Origin of the sequence: Xanthomonas sp. CFBP 8151 (assembly GCF_011761885.1) — a bacterium.
GTDB classification, from domain to species: domain Bacteria; phylum Pseudomonadota; class Gammaproteobacteria; order Xanthomonadales; family Xanthomonadaceae; genus Xanthomonas; species Xanthomonas arboricola_B.
In genome coordinates this window covers 110,266-130,081 of record NZ_JAASQZ010000004.1, presented here as the reverse complement: position 1 = coordinate 130,081, position 19,816 = coordinate 110,266, and the positions used below count along the sequence as shown (strand labels likewise).

Below are 19,816 nucleotides of genomic sequence, written 5' to 3'. Positions count from 1 at the left end.
GCGGCAGGGCGCCGCGTCATCGGTCGGCAATGGTCGGTGCCAGCGGCAAGGATCAGATGACGGCGGAAACGCTCGCAGCCACTGATCGCAGGAACACGCGCAGGCGTTGCAGGCACCGTTTCATCAATTTTTCGGATGGTGCTGCGTGCCCCGCAGACACGGCGCAGTGCTGTTGATCGACACGCCACACTACAGTTGCGCAATCGATCCCTGCCAACCGCTGCGAGACTGGCAAGCCCAAGCGCAGCGGCGTGACCGCCTCCACAACCCCGCACCGCGCGACATCGCAGTTGTCGATATCACCATTGACCATCAGCTCATGCCTGGGCAAGGCTCGGGCTTGATGACGCTAACGGAGCTGGCATGGCGCGACGTTTCCCCTGGCTCTGGATCGGGCTGCTGATTGCCTGTGCATTGATCGCCGTGCTGGCATGGCAGAACAAGCAGCTGCGGGCGCAGCAGCAGTTGCTGCAGGCCCGCATCAGCGCGCCGTATGACGGCATGTACGTGCCGCGCATCGAGGTCACCGATACCGCCGGCCAGCGCCATCTGCTCGGCGTACCGCAGGGACAGGCGCAGGTGCTGTTCTTCTTCACCACCACCTGCCCGTATTGCCAGCGCTCGGCACCCACCGTGCTGCGTGCAGCGCGGCAGTTACAGGCCAATCTGCCCGGCCGTCCGCAGTTGCTCGGCGTGTGCCAGTGCGACGCGACGCAGGCTGCGCGCTATGCGCATGTGCATGGCTTCGATTTTCCGGTGGTCACGTTGACCGATCGTCGCGCGTTGATGCTGTTTCGCGCGCGCAACGTGCCACTGCTGATGGCCATCGACGGGCAGGGGCGCGTGCGCCATTCCCGTCTTGGCGTCTTCGATACCACGGAGCAGGTGCAGGACCTGGTCGCCGCCTTGCGCCGCACGGATGCGCCAGCGGCTTTGGCAACGGTGAAGGAGTAATGCATGAAGAAGCGTTGGGGTACCTTGCGGACTGCGTTGATGGCGGCCACGTTCCTGGCCAGTACCGGTTTCGGTGCGTTCCAGGTGATGGCGGTCGATAACGCACAGCCGAAGACCGAATCGTGTAGTGCGTGGGCCTGCAAAGCCGAATGTCCGGAGTTTGGCGGCGACCTGGGGCAGGGCAACGTCTGCTACTGCTGCGGCTGACAGCGGTTATCACACCTACTGCGCAGTTCAGCCTCATCAGTCGCTTTAGGTCTGACGGCGGGGTCCCCCCGGGCCCCGCCGTTTGCCGGCAGCACCGCGCTCAGCGCAGCGCGCGATAGCGGAAATCGCGCAACACCACTGCGCCCTGCTGCGCGGCGTAGATGCCGAGCTGCAGGCTCAGGAAGCCGCCGAATACGTTGTGGTGGAAGCCGGACATTTCCATGCGCGTCGGGTGGCGGATCCACTGCCGGCCCTGGTCGAACGAATAGTCGAAGGTCACCACGTGCGCCTCGTTGCTCAGACGCAGGCGGATGCGTCGGTGCGTGTTGGGCGCGCGTGCCCACACCAATTCTTCTGAATACTCGTAGGTCTTGATGGTGTCGGGCGTAACGCCGATGCCGACGAAGGCCTTGTGGTTGTAGAACAGCAACAGGCCGCCCTCGGCATTGCCGATGAGTTCCAGCGCGACCTCGGCGACGTAGCCGCGATCGGGCACGCCGCAGGTCAGTGGCGAGCTGTCGGCCGGTGAGCTGCCGGAACAGGCCAGCGTGAGCGACCGATCTGCCCGTTGCACGCGCGCCTGCTCGCCGGGCCCGGGCGCATGCAGGCTCCATTGGGTGCCGAACCTGTCGCTGGAAAAATCGTCCGACAAGGCGAAACCGCTGAGCGCCGCGTTGCCGGTGGCGTTTGCGCGCGCAGGCGTGCGCAATCGCCTGGACAGATCGCCACCGGTGGCGCGGAACCAGCCATCGGCGGTCCACTCGATCGGCTCCAGCAGGGTCTGCCGGCCCAGCGTGCGGAAGCCGTTTTCGTAGCCGTGATAGACCATCCACCAGTCGCCACGCGGGCCTTCCACCAGCGTGGCATGCCCGCGCGACCACCACGGCTCCTGTTCGGACTGGGTGCGCACCAGCGGGTTGTGTGGGCAGTGCTCCCATGGCCCATGCACCGAGCGCGCACGCGCGGCGATGACCATATGCCCGGTGACCGGACCGGCGGTGCCGCCGACCGCGGTGACCAGGTACAGCCAGCCGTTGTGCCAGGTCAGCTTGGGGCCTTCGGGGGCAAAGTTCTCCACGATCCAGTCGTCGGGATAGCGCCAGGGCGCGTAGGCCGGTTCCACCTGCCCGTCGGTGGCCAGGCCGTCGTCGCGCAGACGCAGCTTGCGGATGCCGTTGACGAACAGATAGCGCTTGCCGTCCTCGCCCAGCACATGGCCGGGATCGATGCAGCCGGCGATCTGCAGATCGATCGGGTCGCTCCAGGGTCCGCGGATGTCGTCGGCCCAGATCACGAAGATCGACCAGCCGGTGTCGTCCGGATTGGCCGGGATATAGATGAAATAGCGGCCATCGTGCTTGCACAGGTCCAGTGCCCAGATCGTGCCCAGCTGCTTGCGCAGCGCCGGGCCGAGCGGCGTCCAGTTGACCAGGTCGGTGGAATGCCACAGCACGATGCCCGGATAGGAAAGGAACGACGAAAACGTCATGTAGTAGTCGTCGCCATCCTTGAGGATGGTGGGGTCGGGATGATCGCCGGCCACGATGGGATTGAGGTAAGTGCCGTTGCCCAGGTCTGCCTTGCGCTGGCCTTCGATGCCGCGCGCCCACTGCGGAGTGCCGGTGCAGGCCGCGCGCGCGTCGCCCGCCAGTGCGGCCGGCGACAGCGGGGCGACAACGGCGCCGGCGGCAAGCACCTTGAACAGGTCTCGGCGGGTGGTGGTTGGCATGGGTGCGCGTTCGTGCGGGATGGGCTGGTATCTAGCCCCAGGCATCGGACCGGGGCAACCACGCAGGCGGCGTTATAGGAAGCGCTCATGCCAGCTGCGGATTTCGACATAGATCAGCTGCCACGGCGTGCGGAGCTTGCAAACGGGCAAGGTGCTGGAATCGATGCAGGACCCACGTGCTGAACGCCGCCAGCTGCGATGCTGCACTGCAGCGTGATCTGTTCACTTATGATTGCGATATTCATATGCGAACAGTCCGGCACCGGCCGGCTGGTGGACGTTGCGATGCCCAGTGACTGCTTCAACGATTGCGTCAGCACCTGCTCGGCGACCGCCAGATGCGCGGAGCGTGCAGCGTGACCATTGCACGGCAGCGTCTGGGCGACACCGACGTGCAGCTCTCGGCACTGGGCTTTGGCGCCGCGCCGATCGGCAACCTGTATGCCGAGGTCGCTGAAGACCAGGCACTGGCCGCCGTGGCAGCTGCGTTCCAGGCCGGCATCCGCCATTTCGATACCGCGCCTTACTACGGCTACGGGCTGAGCGAGAGCCGCCTGGGTCGTGGCCTGGCCGGCGTGCCGCGCGGCGCCTATACGCTGTCGACCAAGGTCGGCCGCTGCATCTACGACGATGCGCAGGCCGCCGCCGGGCGCGACGGCTTTGCAGTGGCGGGCCGCCGCGCCGAGTTCGACTACAGCGCCGACGGCGTGCGGCGCGCGTTCGCCTCCAGCCTGGAGCGCCTGGGCACCGACTACATCGACGTGCTGCTGCTGCACGACATCGGTGCGCTGACCCACGGCGACAACCACGCCAACGTGCTGCGCCAGGCCTTGGAGGAGGCCTTGCCGTCGATGGCGGAGCTGAAGGCAGCCGGTGCCTGCGGTGCGATCGGGCTGGGCGTCAACGAGCAGGACGTGGCACTGGAGGTGCTGCCACGCTTTCCGCTCGACTGCGTGATGCTGGCCGGCCGCTACACGCTGCTGGAACAGCACGGCGCCCGCGCCCTGCTCGAGCAGGCGCAGCAACGCAACGTGGCGATCCTGTCGGCCGGCCCGTACAGCTCCGGCCTGCTCAGCGACGCGCGCGGCCCCGGCGCCACCTACAACTACGCCCCGGTCGACGCCGCCACCCTGCAGCATGCGCAGCGCCTGTACGCGGCCTGTGCGGCATTCGAGGTGGATATCGGCGCGGCGGCGTTGCAGTTTCCGCTGGCACATCCGGCGGTGACCACGGTGGTGGCCGGCATGCGGACGGTGCCCGAGGTGCAATCGGCCGCCGCGCGCCTGCAGGCGGCGATCGCACCGGCGTTGTGGCAGCGCCTGCGCGATGACGGCCTGCTCGATGCGGACCTGCCCACGCCATGAGCCGCATCGACGCGCACCTGCATTTCTGGCAGCTGGCCCGTGGCGATTACCACTGGCTGACGCCCGAGCTGGCGCCGCTGTATCGCGACTTCGGCCCGGCCGATATCGGCCAGGCGCTGGACGCTGCCGATGTCGACCGCGTGGTGGTGGTGCAGGCCGCCGCGACCGAGGCCGAAACCCGTTACCTGTTCGAGCTGGCGCGCGCCGATACGCGCGTTGCCGGCGTGGTGGGTTGGGTCGATTTCGCCGCGCCGGACGCGGCCGCGCGCATCGACGCGCTGGTGCAAGCCGGCGACGGCGTGCTCAAGGGCCTGCGCCCGATGGTGCAGGACATCGCCGATGTGCAATGGCTGGCCCAACCCGAACTGGATGCCGCCTTCGACGCGCTGCTCGCGCACGACCTGGCCTTCGACGCCCTGATCCGCAGCGTGCATGTGCCGGCACTGCAGGCGCGCCTGAAGCGTCATCCGCAGCTGCGCGTGGTCGTCGATCACGGCGGCAAGCCGCAGATCGCCGCAGGCGAATTCGTCGCATGGGCCGCCGGCATGGCCGCGCTGGCGCAGCATCCCAACGTGCATTGCAAGCTCTCCGGCCTGCTCACCGAAGCGGCGCGCGGCGCCGGCGTGGAGGCGCTGGCACCGTATGTCGCGCATCTGTTCGCACGCTTCGGCCCGCAGCGTGTGCTGTGGGGCAGCGACTGGCCGGTGCTGACCCAGCGTGCCGATTACGCGCAGTGGCTCGACATCGCACAGCACCTGGTCGCCACCTACGCCGACGGCCATGCCCAAGCGGTGTTCGGCGACAACGCACGCACGTTCTATCGTCTGCCACGGCCGGCGGCCCCCACCCACGGAACCTCTTCGGTATGACTGTCTCGATCCCCGCAACTCCCAACGACCGCCTGCATGGCAAGCGCTGCCTGATCACCGCCGCCGGCGCCGGCATCGGCCGCGAAAGCGCGCTGGCCTGCGCACGCGCCGGTGCGCAGGTGATTGCCACCGATATCGACGCCGCTGCCCTGCAGGCGCTGGCGGCCGAATCTCAGGCCATCACCACCCAGCTGCTGGATGTCACCGACGCGGCGGCGGTTGCCGCGCTGGTCGCGGCGCACGGCCCGTTCGACGTGTTGTTCAACTGCGCCGGCTTCGTGCACCAGGGCAGCATTCTGGATTGCGACGAGCCGGCCTGGCGGCGCTCATTCTCGATCAACGTCGATGCGATGTACTACACCTGTAAAGCGGTGCTGCCAGGCATGCTCGAACGCGGCCGCGGCAGCATCATCAACATGTCCTCGGTGGCCTCCAGCATCAAGGGCGTGCCCAACCGCTTCGTCTACGGCGTCACCAAGGCCGCCGTGATCGGCCTGAGCAAGGCCATCGCCGCCGATTACGTGGCCCAGGGCGTGCGTTGCAACGCAATCTGCCCCGGCACCATCAAGACGCCGTCGCTGGGCCAGCGCGTCAAGGCACTGGGCGGCGACGAACAGGCGGTGTGGAAGAGCTTCACCGACCGCCAGCCGATGGGCCGCCTGGGCGACCCGCGCGAAATCGCGCAGCTGGTGGTGTATCTGGCCTCGGACGAATCGTCGTTCACCACCGGCCAGACCCACATCATCGATGGCGGCTGGTCCAACTGAGAACGGCAACGAACCGCGCTGCGGCTCATTGCAACGTGGCTAGCGGCACATGCGATCTCTATCGCTCGTCCGCCTCGATCTGAGCACGCCGCCCTTATCCACTTGATGCACGCGCGCCAGCGTTGCTGGCCGCTCCATTCCTCACCTGCAAAGGAAGACTGCATGAAACTCGTACGCGTTGGCGCCCCCGGCCAGGAACGTCCCGGCCTGATCGATGGCGAAGGCCGCATCCGCGATTTGAGCGGCGTGATCGACGATGTGGCCGGCGCGCACATCACCAATGCCGGCCTGGACACACTGCGTGCGCTGGATGTGTCCACGCTGCCGCTGCTCGACGGCGAACTGCGCTATGGCGCCGCAGTGGGGCAGATCGGCAAGTTCATCTGCGTGGGCTTGAACTACGCCGACCACGCTGCCGAATCGGGCATGGACGTGCCCAAGATGCCGATCCTGTTCATGAAGGCCACCACCGCGGTGACCGGCCCCAACGACACCGTGATCATCCCGCGCGGCTCGGTCAAGAGCGACTGGGAAGTGGAGCTGGGCGTGGTGATCGGCGATGTGGCGCGCGATGTCTCGGTGGACGACGCGCTGAACCACGTCGCCGGCTACGCGGTCATCAACGATCTGTCCGAGCGCGAATTCCAGCTCGAACATGGCGGCCAGTGGGTCAAGGGCAAGAGCGCCGACACCTTCGGCCCGATCGGCCCGTGGCTGGTCACCCGCGATGAAATTGCCGACCCGCAGAACCTGTCGATGTGGCTGGAGGTCAACGGCCACCGCTACCAGAACGGCAGCACCCGCACGATGGTGTTCGGCGTGGCCGAGCTGGTCAGCCACATCAGCCGCTACATGACGCTGATGCCGGGCGATGTGATCAGCACCGGCACCCCGCCGGGCGTGGGCCTGGGCCAGAAGCCGCCGGTGTACCTGAAGCCGGGCGACGTGATGGAGCTGGAGATCGAAGGCCTGGGCCGCCAGCGCCAGCCGGTGGTGGCGCATCCGCGTGATGCTGCCTAAAGCCCCTCTCGCACCGGGGCACTAAGGCACGGCTTGCGCGCCACTGGCGCGCGTGCGTTGGTGCGCCCGCGCCACAAGCGCGGGCCGGGGCGCGTAGCGGGGGTTGGGGTGAGGGTACGTAGCGACAGATCCAAAAAGTTCGTCGCGATGTGCGTTTGTCGTTAGGCGTGACATGTTGGCATGTGTGTTGATGTGTCATGCGCAAATTTTTTAAGCGACGTGCGAGAGCGTTGAACTTCCAGGCGCTGTCGCGCGTTGATATCAACACGCAGTTGGTCGTGCAGTGATGCGTTGATCTGTGTTGTTCGTTGATCTGCGTTGCAAACGCATGAGTACCTGCAGCGCTTCAACATAGTCGGCGCTTCGCGTCCGTACCCTCACCCCAACCCCTCTCCCGAGGGGAGAGGGGCTCAAGCGCACTGCGTTGCTTACGTTTTTTTTGCCAGTTTTCCCATTTTCCGTTTCCATCGCCCAGGACTTCCATGAGTACCATCATCGCCCTCGACACCCACGACGTCCGCTTCCCCACCTCGCGCGAGCTGGATGGGTCGGATGCGATGAATCCGGACCCGGATTACTCGGCCGCCTACGTCGTGCTGCGCACCGATGCGCCGGATGACCTGGCCGGCTACGGCCTGGTGTTCACCATCGGCCGCGGCAACGATGTGCAGACCGCCGCGGTGGCCGCACTGGCCGAGCACGTGGTCGGCCTGTCGGTCGAGGAAGTCATTGAAGATCTGGGCGCGTTCGCGCGCCGGCTCACCAACGACTCGCAGCTGCGCTGGCTGGGCCCGGAAAAGGGCGTGATGCACATGGCGATCGGCGCGGTGATCAACGCCGCCTGGGACCTGGCCGCGCGCGCGGCGAAAAAGCCGCTGTGGCGCTACATCGCCGAGCTCAGCCCGGAACAGCTGGTCGACACCATCGACTTCCGCTACCTCACCGACGCGCTCACCCGCGACGAAGCGCTGGCAATCCTGCGCGCTGCGCAACCGCAGCGTGCGCAACGCATCGCCACGCTGATCGAACAGGGCTATCCCGCCTACACCACCTCGCCCGGCTGGCTCGGCTACTCCGACGAAAAGCTGGTGCGGCTGGCCAAAGAAGCCGTCGCCGACGGCTTCCGCACCATCAAGCTCAAGGTCGGTGCCAACGTGCAGGACGACATCCGCCGCTGCCGCCTGGCGCGTGAGGCGATCGGCCCGGATATCGCGATGGCGGTGGATGCCAACCAGCGCTGGGACGTGAGCCCGGCGATCGACTGGATGCGCCAGCTGGCCGAATTCGACATCGCCTGGATCGAGGAACCGACCAGCCCGGACGACGTTCTCGGCCACGCCGCGATCCGCCAGGGCATCACCCCGGTGCCGGTCTCCACCGGCGAACACACCCAGAACCGCGTGGTGTTCAAGCAGCTGCTGCAGGCCGGCGCGGTGGACCTGATCCAGATCGACGCCGCGCGCGTGGGCGGCGTCAACGAAAACCTCGCCATCCTGCTGCTGGCCGCCAAGTTCAACATCCGCGTGTTTCCGCATGCCGGCGGCGTCGGCCTGTGCGAGCTGGTGCAACACCTGGCCATGGCCGACTTCGTCGCCATCACCGGCAAGATGGAAGACCGCGCGATCGAATTCGTCGACCACCTGCACCAGCACTTCCTCGACCCGGTGCGCATCCGGCACGGCCGCTACCTGGCCCCGCAAGCCGCCGGCTTCTCCGCCGAGATGCACCCGGCCTCCATCGCGGAATTCAGCTACCCCGACGGCCGCTTCTGGGTCGAGGACCTGGCCGCAGCGAAAGCGTGACCCAACACGCCGCATCACCTGATCGCAGAATCTGTAGGAGCGGCTCAAGCCGCGACGGGCTTTCCCGATGCCTGATCGCGACCGAGGCCGCTTCTGGTTGGGGCATATGCGATGCAGCTGTCACGCCTTCGCTACGCAGCGCAGCGCCACTCACGATGTGCCTGCAAAGACACCCTGCTTTAATGCTCGGCGCCAGCGCAGCAGCAAAGATACCCAAGACCAACGCCCCACTGCGGATGCACCACATCCGCAAAAAACTCAGGGCAACACCCTAACCCTGCGCCGCTTCAACCGCCGCACTCAAGGCAAAAATCCGCCCGGCCTCGCGCCACTTCTCTCCCGGCGCACTGCCAGGCAACGGCTTTTGAAACCGCCACATCAAGTCTTCCCAGGCCTGGATGCGCGGATCGGCCGCATCCCGCGCCGCCTTGGCTGCCGGATCGTAGTCGTCGCCGACCTGCATCAGCATCACCAGGCGGTCGCCGCTGCGAAAGATCTCCAGCTCCTCGATGCCGGCCTGCTGCAACGAGGCCACCACTTCCGGCCAGACCTCGCCGGGCCGATGCCAACGCTCGTACTCGGCGATCAACTGCGGGTCGTCGTGCAGATCCAGCACGTAGCACAGACGCCGCGTGCTCATGCGCCCGCTCCTGCAACTACCGGCGCAGCGCGGCGTGCGCGCAACGCGAACAGCAGGATCACCGCAAAGCAGCCGCCCGGCACCACCATCGCCCAGTGGATACCGGCCATGTCCGACACCGCGCCCATCACCGCCGTGAGCAGCGCGCCACCGATGATGGACATCACCAGCAACGACGAGCCCAGCTTGCGCGCATCGTCGTGCATGCCATCCAGGCCCAGCGCAAAGATGGTCGGAAACATCACCGACATGAACACGCTTGCAGCCACCAGCGCGTACAACCCGGTCCACCCCGGCAACGCGATGGCAACGGCGCACAACACCAGATTGATCGTGGCAAAACTCGCCAGCAATCTGGCCGGCGCCAGGTAGCGCAACAGCGCGGTGCCGATGAAGCGGCCGGCCATGAACAGCACCAGCGAGATGGTGAGGTAGGTGGCGGCGGTTTTTTCCGGCGTGCCCGGCACCGCGTCCTGCAGGTAACGGATCAGATAGCTCCAGATACCGACCTGCGCGCCCACGTAGAAGAACTGCGCCACCACCGAAAACACGAACAGCCGGTTGCGCAGCAACTCGCCGAAGCGTGCACGCCTGGGCGCAGCCTCGCCCACGCCGGCATCGCCGGTGGGAAAGCGCACCAGCGCGATCAGGATCGCCCACAGCACCACCACCACGCCGATCACCAGGTACGGCGTCTGCACTGCCGCCGATTCGGTGGCGAAGAACGCAGCGCGCGCGGCCGGCGTCATCGCCGCCAGCTCGGCCGGGGTGTGTTCCACCCCGGAGAAAATGAAGTGCTGGCCGACCAGCACGCCGGTGATCGAGCCCAACGGGTTGAATGCCTGGGCCAGGTTCAAGCGCCGCGCCGCGCCTTCTGCCGGGCCGAGCACGGTCACCAGCGGGTTGGCGGTGGTTTCCAGGAACGCCAGGCCGCTGGCGATGACGAACAAGGCCAGCAGGAACAGCCAGTAGGTGTGCACCTGCGCGGCCGGATAGAACAGGAACGCGCCGCAGGCATACAGCAGCAGGCCCAGCACCACGGCCGCCTTGTAGCTGTAGCGGCGCATGAACATCGCCGCCGGCATCGCGAACACGAAATAGCCCAGGTAGAACGCGCTCTGGACCAGCCCTGCCTGCAGATCGGTCAGCTCGAAGGCCTTCTTGAACTGCTTGATCAGGATGTCGTTGAGGTTGTTGGCCATGCCCCACAAGAAGAACAGGCTGACGATCAACAACAGGGGAACCATGGCGGTACGCGCCAGGTTGCCGCGCGGCGACGCGGCAATGTCACTGTGATGCATGCGACCGATCCCCTCCCAAGGCTGTGGCGCTTGCGTTGCTGTGCGGCGAGCGTACTGCGCACGCCAGCGCCATGCAAATATAAAATCTTTGTTTATATTTGCACGCAAGCGCCATATCTCACCGCTGCCCGCGATGCCTGTACGCTGGCGCGCCGCAGCCTTGCCTGGAGCCGCAAACGGATGAGCACCGAACCCGCCAAGTACCGCGCCCCTGCCCTTGACAAGGGTCTGGACATTCTCGAGCTGCTTGCCCGCCAGGCGCAGCCGATGAGCATGGGCGCGATCTCGCAGGGCATCGGGCGCTCGCGCGGGGAGATCTTCCGCATGCTGCAGGTGCTGGAGGAGCGCGGCTATCTCACCCGCGACGGCGAGGGCGACTACGTGCTGACCAATCGGCTGTTCATGCTCGGCATGCAGCAGCCGCAGGTGCAAAGCATCAGCGAAGCGGCATTGCCGGTGATGCGGCGGCTGGCCGATGCGATCTATCAGCCCTGCCACCTGGTGGCGCCGTCCGGCGACCAGATCGTGGTGATCGCGCAGATGGACGTGCCCAGCGACCTGGGCCTGGTGGTGCGCCCGGGCCATCGCCGGCCGCTGACCCATTCCAGCTCCGGGCTGGTGCTGTTCGCGTTCCAGCAGCCGGAGGTGCAGGCGCGCTGGCTGGACATGCTCGACGCCGGCGAGGTGCCGTTCGAGCGTGCGCAGTTCCTGGCGGCCGCGGCGCAGGCGCGCAACGATGGCTACGCCATGCAGCCCAGCGAAGCGGTGGTGGGCGTGGTCGACCTGACCGCACCGATCCTGCAACGCGGCAGTGCGAGCTATACGCTCACCGTGCCGTTCATCGCACGTCGCCCGGAGCTGGTCGGCCCGCACGCGGCCTTGCAGGCCCTGTGTGCGGCGACGGCGGAGATCTCCGCCGCGTTGATGTAGCCGCGGCACGCGCCGGGAATCTGCGTTGGTGCCGGTGTCTGCTGTCGCGCGCGTCCAAAGGCTGACTTCTGCGTTCCTCCCGCAGCGCGGCCGACCCCGTGCGTGGGGCGCTACGCGCTGTTTCCGCAGTGCTGCGATGGCAGCCTGGCCATCGCACTCCATCCCAACCGCTTCGCCAGTACCCGCAAGCCGTGCAAATCGAGACGCCATGGAGATCGCGGCATGGTTGCCGATCGCTGCACTCCGGCACGACGTCCTGAAAGACAGCACGAAGCAGGCGCTGGCGCATGCACGCGCATCCAGACATGACGTTCCCCTCTCGCGCTGCTTGCAGCACACCCCACATCAGCGGCTTTCCCTGCGTTTTCCGCTGCCTGCTTCACCGGCATGCAGACCGTTCGTCGCTATAGCCAAGGCTATCGGGCGCCGCATCGCGCCGTTGCGTGGACATGCCTTCCTAGCTCTCACGCCTGAAAACAAGGCAAAAAACCGCCTCACCCCTGGTCGCAATAGCCATGGCTATAAAGATCAGGCCGACCTTCGCGTGCAGCGCAGACGCACCGGAAGCGGCCATGCGTTGGTACACTGCGCGCCCCTTGGGGAGTAGCCTGCTTTCGCATCGTCGGGAGCGCCTGCATCAACATACTCGGCCGTTGCGCCGTGGTGCAGGCAACCAGTTCCGGTTTGGCGAGACCAACGGCATGCGTGCACGACGACGGTTGGCGCGGGCGCATGTCGTTGTGACCGTGCCCAACCCGAGAATGCCGATGTCCCCTTTTTCCATTGTTTTGATCGGTTTCGCGATGTCGACCGATGCGTTTGCCGCGGCGATCGGCAAGGGCGCGGCGATGCGCAAGCCACAGTGGCGCGATGCGCTACGCGCCGGCTTGATCTTCGGCTGCATCGAGGCGATCACCCCGGTGATCGGCTGGCTGCTGGGGCGCGCCGCGTCCAGTTATGTGTCCGACTACGACCACTGGATCGCGTTCGTGCTGCTCGGTGCGCTGGGCACGCACATGATCGTGGCCGGGCTGCGACACGATGCGGACGACGCTGAAGAAGCAACGTCCGAGACGCCGAAACGGCATGGTTTGCTGGCCCTGGCCACCACCGGTTTTGCCACCAGCATCGATGCGATGGCGGTCGGCGTGAGCCTGGCGTTTCTGGACGTACATATCGGCGTGGTGGCGGTGGTGGTCGGGCTGTGCACCTTCAGCATGGTTACTGCAGGCGTCATGCTGGGCCGCGTGCTCGGCAACCTGATCGGCAAGCGCGCCGAGATCCTCGGCGGCTTGATCCTGGTGATCGTCGGCAGCGTCATCCTCTACGAACACCTGAGCGGCGCAGCGTAAGCACCTCCCCTCGTAGGAGCGTGCCTGCGCGCGACGGAGCGTTATCGGTAATGCCCAATCGCGCGCAGGCACGCTCCTACGCTGCAGTCGCACCGGTCAGCGCGTTTTCGCATCGTGATGCGCACTCAGGAACGCGCGTAGCGAGGCCGGCTTCACCGGTTTGGTCAGCAGGCGATAGCCACGCGCACGCGCCAGTTGCTTGAGTTCGTCGCGACCATCGGCGGTGAGCAGGGCGCCGGCAATCGGTGCGGTGGCGACGGCCTGCAGCGCATCCAGCGTGTCCAGGCCATCGAGCCGGTCGTGCAGGTGGTAATCGACCAGCATCAGGTCCGGTTGTTCGCGCGCGCGTTCCAGCGCCTGATCCACCGTGCTGGCGGTGATCACCTCCACCTGCCAGCGACCGAGCAGCGCGCGCATGCCGTCGAGGATTTCGCGGTCGTTGTCCACGCACAGCACGCGCAGGCCCGCCAGCGAATCGCCGCTGGGCAGCGCGCGCGCAACGGCCACCGGCCTTGCCGGCGGCAGCGGGACTGCCGCCACACGTGGCAGCAGGATCGAAAACATGCTGCCGCGGCCGACCTGGCTGCGCGCGCTCAGGTCGTGGTCAAGCAGGCGCGAGATGCGCTGGCAGATCGACAGGCCCAGCCCCAGGCCCTGCTCGCCCCAGTCGAACGGCTGCTGATAGCGGCGGAATTCTTCGAAGATCTGCCGCATGTGGTGCTCGGGAATGCCCGGGCCGGTATCCCATACCTGCAGCTCCACCTGGTCGCCGCGGCCGCGCATGCCCAGCACGATGCGGCCCTGGCGCGTGTAGCGCAGCGCATTGGCGAGGAAGTTCTGCATCACCCGGCGCAGCAGGCGGCGGTCGCTGCGCACCCACAACGGGCGGCAATGCACCTGCAGCTGCAGGCCGCGGCTGGACGCCACCGGCGCATATTGCGCGGCCAGTTCGTGCATCAACGCGCTGGCATCGAAATCCTCGACCGTGGGCCGCAGGCCGCCGGCGTCCAGCCGCGAGACGTCGAGCAGGCCATCGAGCAATTCCTCGGCCGCGCGCAGCGAGGCATCCACGCGCTCGGCCAGGTGGCGTTGCTCCTCGTTGTTCTGATGGCTCTCGCGCAGGGCCGAGGCGAACAGCCGCGCGGCATTGAGCGGCTGCAACACGTCGTGGCTGATCGCAGCCAGAAAGCGCGTCTTGGATTGCTGCGCCAGCTCGGCCTCGCGCGAGCGGTCGGCCACGCGCTGTTCCAGGTTCTCGTTGGCGTCCAGCAGCGCGCGTTCGGCGCGCTTGTAGTCGGTGATGTCGTTGTAGCTGGTGACATAACCGCCGCCGGGCAGCGCCTGGCCGCGCATCTCGATCACCTTGCCGTCGCTGCGGGTGCGCTCGAACACATGCGGCGAGCCGGCGCGCATGTGACGGATACGGCGATCGATCTGATCTTCGATATCGCCCTCGCCCAGCTCGCCGCGCTCGGCGTTGTAGCGGATCAGATCCGCCACCGGGCGGCCGACATACAGCATCCCGTCCGGATAGCCGAACAGCTGCTGATAGCGGCGGTTCCAGGCGGTCAGGCGCATTTCCGGGTCGACCACGCTGACCGCCGCGCTGATGTTTTCCAGCGTGGTGGACAGGATTTCGCGATTGAAGCGCAGCTCCTGGCCGGCCTCGTCCAGCACCGCCACCACCTCGCCCAGGTCCATGCCCGAGCCGCGCAACAGGCTGGTCAGCACCAGGCGTGCGGAGGCCGCACCGATCGAGGCGGCCAGCAGGCGTTCGGTGAACTGCACCCAGGCGCGATCGGCTACCACGCTGGGTTGCAGCTCGCGCTCCAGCAGCGCCGCCTGGTCGACGAAGGCGCGGTGCGCATGCCGCTCGCCCACCACGCGCTCGGCCAGGGCCTGCAGGTCGGCAACGCGCACATGCCCGGGCCAGTCGCCGGCCACCGCCGGACGCTGTGCGTACGGGTCCAGGAATGGGGCGGCGCGCAGGCGTTCGTCCACCCCGGGGCGCCAGCGTGCGGAAACCAGCATCATTGCGCCGACATTGATCAGCAGCGACCAGAACGTGCCGTGCGCCAGCGGGTCCCAGCCACGCATGCCGAACAGCTGCTGCGGCTGCAACCAGGCGATGCCGAACGGCCCGTCCACCAGCCAGTCCGGCTGCATCCATCCTGCGCGCGTGGCAGCCGGCAGCAGCAGCGTGTAGATCCAGGTCATGAAGCCCAGCACCATGCCGGTCTCCACGCCCCTGCGGCTGGCCCCGCGCCAGTACAGCCCGCCGATCACGCCGGGGGCGAACTGCGCCACTGCCGCAAAGGCCATCAGGCCGTAGGCCGCCAAGGTGGTGTCGTTGGCCACGCTGCGGTGGTAGCCGTAGGCGATCAACGCCAGCAACAGGATGGCGACGCGACGGATCCACAACACCCGCGACGCCACTGCCGCGCGCGCATCGGCGCTGCCACGGCGGCGCAGCAGCACCGGCATCACCAGGTCGTTGCTGATCATGGTGGCCAACGCGATGCTGGCCACGATCACCATGCCGGTGGCGGCGGAAAACCCGCCCACATAGGCCACCAATGCCAGCACGGTATTGCCCTGACTCAGCGGCAGCGCCAGCACCACCGCGTCGTCGACCACCGTGCTGCCCTTGCCGAACAGGGCCATGCCGGCCGATGCGATCGGCACGACCATCGCCGAGATGATCACCAGATAGGCGCCGAACCACCAGCGCGCGCGACGGATATCGCCCACGTCGCTGCATTCCACCACCGCCACATGGAACTGGCGCGGCAGGCAGATCACCGCCAGAAAGCTCAGCAAGGTTTGCGAAATGAACCCCATCGACGGGGTGTGCTCGAACAAGGTGCGCGCCGAGTCGGCGATGGGCATCTGGTGATCGCTCAGCCACACCCAGGCGAACAGGCCCACTGCGACGATGGCGACCAACTTGATCACCGACTCCAGCGCGATCGCCAGCATCATGCCGCGGTGATGTTCGGTGGCATCGACCTGGCGGGTGCCGAACAAGGTCGCAAACAAGGCCATCAGCAGCGCCACGTACAACGCCGGATCGGCAAAGATGCCGCGCCCGGCGCTGCTATGCCCGGTCAGCACCTCCAGGCTCATTGCCACTGCCTTGTACTGCAGCGCCAGATACGGAACGATGCCGACCAGCGCGATCACCGCCACCAACGCCGCCAGCCGCCGCGAGCGGCCATAGCGCGAAGAAATGAAGTCGGCGATGGAGACGGTGTTTTCGGCGCGTGCGATCAGCGCCAGCCGCTCGATGATGCGCCAGCCGAACAGCAGCAACAGCAGCGGGCCCAGGTAGATCGGCAGATAGCCGATGCCGTTGCGCACCGCCGAGCCGACCGCGCCGTAGAAGGTCCACGACGAGCAGTACACCGCCAGCGCCAGGCTGTAGACCGCCGGCCGCAGCCAAGGCCGCTCCGGATACAGCGGGCGGCGGTCGCCCCACCACGCCACGCCGAACAGCAGCGCGGCATAGCCGACGGAAACCAGCAGCAGGATCCAGCTTGATACCAAGGGGCGTTCCTAGGCGGCGCTTCGCGAGCCTGGGAGTTTACGCAGTGGGGATTGGGGATTGGGGATTGGGGATTGGGGAATCGGGAATCGGGAATCGGGAATCGGGAATCGGGAATCGGGAATCGCGACAGCGGGACACGGCTTGACCCTTGGCGCAGCTCGAGTGGGAAAAGGTGCATCGAAAACGCGGGGGTTCTGTGCGGTCAGTGGCGTAGGTGGCGTAGAGCGTGTGGTGGATGCCGCGCCGGACGACGGCTGTGCCCGCCTGATAGTGCGCCCAGCCGTTTTGTGTGTCGCTCTTGGAGCGGCTGATAAAACGCCTTCGGGCTGTCTATGCAGAGCGGATGATCTGGGCCTTCGCTGCTGGGCGGCTGGGCTGCGGCTGGGCTGCAGAGCGGCTGATCTGGGGCCTGATTGCAGGGCCCTTGCCCGCCCACCATCGCAGGACACGCCGCAAGGACGTCCATGTAGGCTCTTACGCGGCATCCATGCCGCGTAAGGTCCCGCGACGGTGAGCGGGCAAGGACCAGTCGAGATGGTCGGTATGTGGTTGCAAGCAGAGCGTGACGCACCGTTGTTCGAGTCGTGATGCGTGCGAATCATCCGTCGCGCCTGACAAACGCCAGATTTTCAGCAGGCAACCTACAAAACTTTCAGCGAGCCAGCGCAAGGCTTGCAACAAGCAGTTTTCACCAAACGGCCGACCAACTTCCTGGTGCCGTGTCCTCGCCGATTGCAGGCCCCTTGGCGGCATGGATGCCGCCAAGGGGCCTCCGTGGACGGATTCACGACGTGTCCTGCAAGCGGTGAGGGCACCGCGCCCTCCGGCCAGCCAGGCGTTTGACTGCATCCAACAAGACGAGGCGCTGATGCTGCCGCGGCGCTCACCACCAGACCGGCGCTACGGCTTGTCATCCTCCCCTAGCCAGGCAGGCGCACCTGCACCTGATAGGTGCGGCCAGCCGCGATGTCGTAAACGCGCTGATCCGGGCTGGCTTCGCCGTCCACCAGTACCTCGATGTCGCGACGCCCCGGTTCACGCGTCAGCGTCACCTCGAACTGCGCACCGCGGAACTGACGCGTCGCCCGCGCCTGCGGCCAGTGCGAGGGCAGCTGCGGGCGGATCGCCAATGCATCGCCTTCGCCGACCAGGCCGAACAGACCTTCCAGCACGCAGCGATACACCCAGGCCACCGTGCCGGTGTTGAACAGCTGGCTGGAACGCCCGGCCGTGCGCGGGTACTGGTGCCAGGCACCGCGGTAGTAGTTGGGCAACGACACCGGCAGGTGACCACGCTGCAGCACGTCCTCGCGGGTGGGGCCGGGCAGCAGCGCGCGCAGGATCTCCCAGGCGCGGTCGGCTTCGCCGATCTGGTACAGGCTGTACAGGTAGAACGCCGCCGCGTGGTTGTAGACCGCGCCGTTTTCCGCAGCGCCCGGCCACTTCTGCGTCAACCGGCCCACGTCATCGCGCATCCGCGTATAGGCCGGGGCCAGCATCACCGGGCCGTACGGCGTATGCAGCTGCTCGCGCACCGCCTCCAGCAAGGCTGCGCGCTGCGCGCTATCGGCGGTGCCGGCCAGCAGCGCAAAGCTCTGCGGATTGAGATAGATGCGTCCCTCCACATCCTCGGCGATACCGAAACGCACGCCATCGTCGGTGATGCCGCGCGCATACCAGTTGCCGTCCCACAGCTCGCGGTTGGCATCGGCGTTGATCGCCTGTACGGCCTGCGCAAACGTGTCCGCCTGCGCGCTTCGTCCATGCGCTGCACAGATGCCCGACCACAGCCGCAGCGCATACGCGGTGGCCACGGTAAGCCAGCCGGAGACGCCCTTGCTGCGCCAGCCGACCATGTTCATCGGGTCGCACCAATCGCCCTGTGCGATGAAACTCAAGCCACGTGCATCGCGCGCGTCCAGCAGCCACTGCATCGCCGCATCCAGTCGCTCGGCCACGCTGAGCGCCTGTCCATCGTGCGTGCGGACCACCGCATCGAGCACGCTGGCATCGCCGGTTTCGGCCACATAGGCGCTCAGGAAGATCGGCAACCACACGCAGTGATCGGTATGCGGCACCTGGTTGATGTATTTCAGCTCGGCGCCTTCCACCAGCAGGATGCCGTCCGGCATCGCACCGCTGGGCTCCTGCTGCGAGAGTGCGTGCAACAACGCCGCGCGTGCGGTGGCAGGCTGCAGGTAGGCCATGCCCATGTGGTCCTGCAGATAGTTGCGCGTCTGCGGATCGGTGGTCAGGCGATTGACGTCGCCGTGATAGAACACCTGCCGCGGCAACCAATGATTGACCAGGTTGTCCAGGGCCGGATCGGGCGTGGCGATCTGTGCACAGCCCTGCCCGCCCTGCAGATACTGCGCGTAATCGCGCGCGGCGGCGGCAAAGCCGGCTTCGGACAGATAACGCGCACGCAGCGCGGCGATTTCTGCGTCGTCCCGGGCCGGCCCGAACGCGAAGCGATAGACGCGTGCCGCATCGGCGTCCAGCGTCAGCCGATACTGCAACGCGGCGGCCGGGTTCTCGTAGTGCGCATCGCTGTTGCCCAGCTGCTCGGCCTGGATGGCCGAGGGCGCATGCAGGCCGCCCTCGCCTTCGAAGGCCATCTGCTGCGCATCCCAGGCCACCGGCGGCTGCTCGTGCAGCAGGAAGGTGCAGTCCTTGAAATCGCGCTGACGGAAATAGTCGTCCACCTTCTGGTACGGCGCCACGCTACGGCAGACGATGCCGCCCAGCGCCGGCTCGTAAGCGCCGCCCTGATGCATCCACGACATGTAGCCGATCGGAAAGTAGGGGTACAGGCTGAGCCGGCGGGTACGCCCGGACTGGTTATGCACGCGGCATTCCCACAGCTCCACCGCATCGTCGGTGGGCAACGCCACGCACAGGTCCACCACGATGCCGTCGTGGCGCACCCGCCAGCGCACATCGTGCTTGCCCGCCGAGAACTCGAACTGTTCCGGCGTTGCGCGCACCGGCTCGTGCGGCACCGAATACAACGCGCCGCTGTCTTCGTCCTTGAGATAGAAGAAGCGCCCGGGATGATGCGCGTAGTACGGCTGCTCAGGCATCATGAAGTTGCGCGCTTCCAGCAGCGGCGCATGCGCGTATTTGGCCGGTTCCGGCTGCATGAACTGCCCGGTGGCGTAACCACGGCAGGTCAGCTGCAGCATCATGCGGCGGTTCCACAAGAACCCGCCCGCGTTCGGCATCGCGGTGGGGCTGTAGAGCGCATAGCGCGTGCCGTCGGCGCTGGGCGCGAGCAACGCGGAAAGATCGTCGTTGGACGTGGAACTGGAATCGGCGTGGGAGAGTGCAGACA

At 66.8% G+C, this 19,816-nt stretch carries 14 protein-coding genes and 1 riboswitch; of the genes, 9 read left to right on the top strand and 5 right to left on the bottom strand.

Annotated features, from left to right (window positions below; genetic code table 11):
• The first annotated feature begins 390 nt into the window (after positions 1-390).
• A complete protein-coding gene (locus FHT08_RS17335) occupies positions 391-954 on the top strand; it encodes a TlpA disulfide reductase family protein (RefSeq protein WP_179466138.1) in 564 nt (187 codons plus the stop codon).
• 3 nt (positions 955-957) lie between these two features.
• Positions 958-1,161: a hypothetical protein gene (locus FHT08_RS17330; protein WP_016901788.1), complete on the top strand. Its 204-nt coding sequence runs from the start codon at positions 958-960 to the stop codon at positions 1,159-1,161.
• Positions 1,162-1,261: 100 nt separating this feature from the next.
• Here FHT08_RS17330 and FHT08_RS17325 read toward each other — a convergent pair whose 3' ends face one another.
• Positions 1,262-2,890, bottom strand: a complete 1,629-nt coding sequence (locus tag FHT08_RS17325) for a family 43 glycosylhydrolase (RefSeq protein WP_166776024.1) — start codon at positions 2,888-2,890, stop codon at positions 1,262-1,264.
• Between the two features lie 338 nt (positions 2,891-3,228).
• Here FHT08_RS17325 and FHT08_RS17320 point away from each other — a divergent pair, with 338 nt between their 5' ends.
• The 5 genes from FHT08_RS17320 (at position 3,229) to FHT08_RS17300 (ending at position 8,712) form a co-directional block, all read left to right on the top strand.
• Complete coding sequence (locus FHT08_RS17320; RefSeq protein ID WP_166776249.1) at positions 3,229-4,254, top strand: aldo/keto reductase; 1,026 nt, start codon at positions 3,229-3,231, stop codon at positions 4,252-4,254.
• Positions 4,251-5,123: an amidohydrolase family protein gene (locus FHT08_RS17315; RefSeq protein WP_166776022.1), complete on the top strand. Its 873-nt coding sequence runs from the start codon at positions 4,251-4,253 to the stop codon at positions 5,121-5,123. Before FHT08_RS17320 ends, FHT08_RS17315 begins: the two co-directional genes overlap by 4 nt.
• Complete coding sequence (locus FHT08_RS17310; protein WP_166776020.1) at positions 5,120-5,890, top strand: SDR family oxidoreductase; 771 nt, start codon at positions 5,120-5,122, stop codon at positions 5,888-5,890. Before FHT08_RS17315 ends, FHT08_RS17310 begins: the two co-directional genes overlap by 4 nt.
• A gap of 162 nt (positions 5,891-6,052) precedes the next feature.
• Positions 6,053-6,910, top strand: a complete 858-nt coding sequence (locus tag FHT08_RS17305) for a fumarylacetoacetate hydrolase family protein (RefSeq protein WP_104607227.1) — start codon at positions 6,053-6,055, stop codon at positions 6,908-6,910.
• 482 nt (positions 6,911-7,392) lie between these two features.
• Positions 7,393-8,712, top strand: a complete 1,320-nt coding sequence (locus FHT08_RS17300) for an L-fuconate dehydratase (protein WP_104537601.1) — start codon at positions 7,393-7,395, stop codon at positions 8,710-8,712.
• Positions 8,713-8,983: 271 nt separating this feature from the next.
• On the opposite strand, the gene FHT08_RS17295 is transcribed toward FHT08_RS17300, so the two are convergent.
• Both FHT08_RS17295 and fucP read right to left on the bottom strand, forming a co-directional pair.
• Complete coding sequence (locus FHT08_RS17295) at positions 8,984-9,352, bottom strand: L-fucose mutarotase (RefSeq protein ID WP_166776018.1); 369 nt, start codon at positions 9,350-9,352, stop codon at positions 8,984-8,986.
• The gene (gene fucP / locus FHT08_RS17290) at positions 9,349-10,653 is read right to left on the bottom strand and encodes an L-fucose:H+ symporter permease (RefSeq protein ID WP_104537599.1); all 1,305 of its coding nucleotides are present in this window, start codon (positions 10,651-10,653) and stop codon (positions 9,349-9,351) included. The genes FHT08_RS17295 and fucP overlap by 4 nt, the downstream gene beginning before the upstream one ends.
• 180 nt (positions 10,654-10,833) lie before the next feature.
• Between fucP and FHT08_RS17285 the strand changes: the two genes are divergently transcribed.
• Both FHT08_RS17285 and FHT08_RS17280 read left to right on the top strand, forming a co-directional pair.
• On the top strand, positions 10,834-11,583 hold the full coding sequence (locus tag FHT08_RS17285) for a helix-turn-helix domain-containing protein (protein WP_104537598.1): 750 nt from the start codon (positions 10,834-10,836) through the stop codon (positions 11,581-11,583).
• A 592-nt stretch (positions 11,584-12,175) separates the two neighbouring features.
• Positions 12,176-12,338: riboswitch (yybP-ykoY riboswitch) on the top strand.
• Positions 12,339-12,350: 12 nt separating this feature from the next.
• The gene (locus tag FHT08_RS17280) at positions 12,351-12,935 is read left to right on the top strand and encodes a manganese efflux pump MntP family protein (RefSeq protein ID WP_104537915.1); all 585 of its coding nucleotides are present in this window, start codon (positions 12,351-12,353) and stop codon (positions 12,933-12,935) included.
• Between the two features lie 96 nt (positions 12,936-13,031).
• Here FHT08_RS17280 and FHT08_RS17275 read toward each other — a convergent pair whose 3' ends face one another.
• Positions 13,032-16,481, bottom strand: a complete 3,450-nt coding sequence (locus FHT08_RS17275; RefSeq protein WP_166776017.1) for a PAS domain-containing hybrid sensor histidine kinase/response regulator — start codon at positions 16,479-16,481, stop codon at positions 13,032-13,034.
• A gap of 921 nt (positions 16,482-17,402) precedes the next feature.
• Positions 17,403-19,706, bottom strand: coding sequence for an NdvB protein (locus FHT08_RS17265; protein ID WP_243849087.1), 2,304 nt, complete (start codon positions 19,704-19,706; stop codon positions 17,403-17,405).
• Positions 19,707-19,816: the final 110 nt, after the last annotated feature.

Bases quoted from the DNA above. Each gene is read 5' to 3' on its own strand.
- FHT08_RS17330 (WP_016901788.1), top strand. From the start codon at position 958: ATGAAGAAGCGTTGGGGTACCTTGCGGACTGCGTTGATGGCGGCCACG.
- FHT08_RS17325 (WP_166776024.1), bottom strand. From the start codon at position 2,890: ATGCCAACCACCACCCGCCGAGACCTGTTCAAGGTGCTTGCCGCCGGC.
- FHT08_RS17320 (WP_166776249.1), top strand. From the start codon at position 3,229: ATGCGCGGAGCGTGCAGCGTGACCATTGCACGGCAGCGTCTGGGCGAC.
- FHT08_RS17315 (WP_166776022.1), top strand. From the start codon at position 4,251: ATGAGCCGCATCGACGCGCACCTGCATTTCTGGCAGCTGGCCCGTGGC.
- FHT08_RS17310 (WP_166776020.1), top strand. From the start codon at position 5,120: ATGACTGTCTCGATCCCCGCAACTCCCAACGACCGCCTGCATGGCAAG.
- FHT08_RS17305 (WP_104607227.1), top strand. From the start codon at position 6,053: ATGAAACTCGTACGCGTTGGCGCCCCCGGCCAGGAACGTCCCGGCCTG.
- FHT08_RS17300 (WP_104537601.1), top strand. From the start codon at position 7,393: ATGAGTACCATCATCGCCCTCGACACCCACGACGTCCGCTTCCCCACC.
- FHT08_RS17295 (WP_166776018.1), bottom strand. From the start codon at position 9,352: ATGAGCACGCGGCGTCTGTGCTACGTGCTGGATCTGCACGACGACCCG.
- fucP (WP_104537599.1), bottom strand. From the start codon at position 10,653: ATGCATCACAGTGACATTGCCGCGTCGCCGCGCGGCAACCTGGCGCGT.
- FHT08_RS17285 (WP_104537598.1), top strand. From the start codon at position 10,834: ATGAGCACCGAACCCGCCAAGTACCGCGCCCCTGCCCTTGACAAGGGT.
- FHT08_RS17280 (WP_104537915.1), top strand. From the start codon at position 12,351: ATGTCCCCTTTTTCCATTGTTTTGATCGGTTTCGCGATGTCGACCGAT.
- FHT08_RS17265 (WP_243849087.1), bottom strand. From the start codon at position 19,706: ATGCCGAACGCGGGCGGGTTCTTGTGGAACCGCCGCATGATGCTGCAG.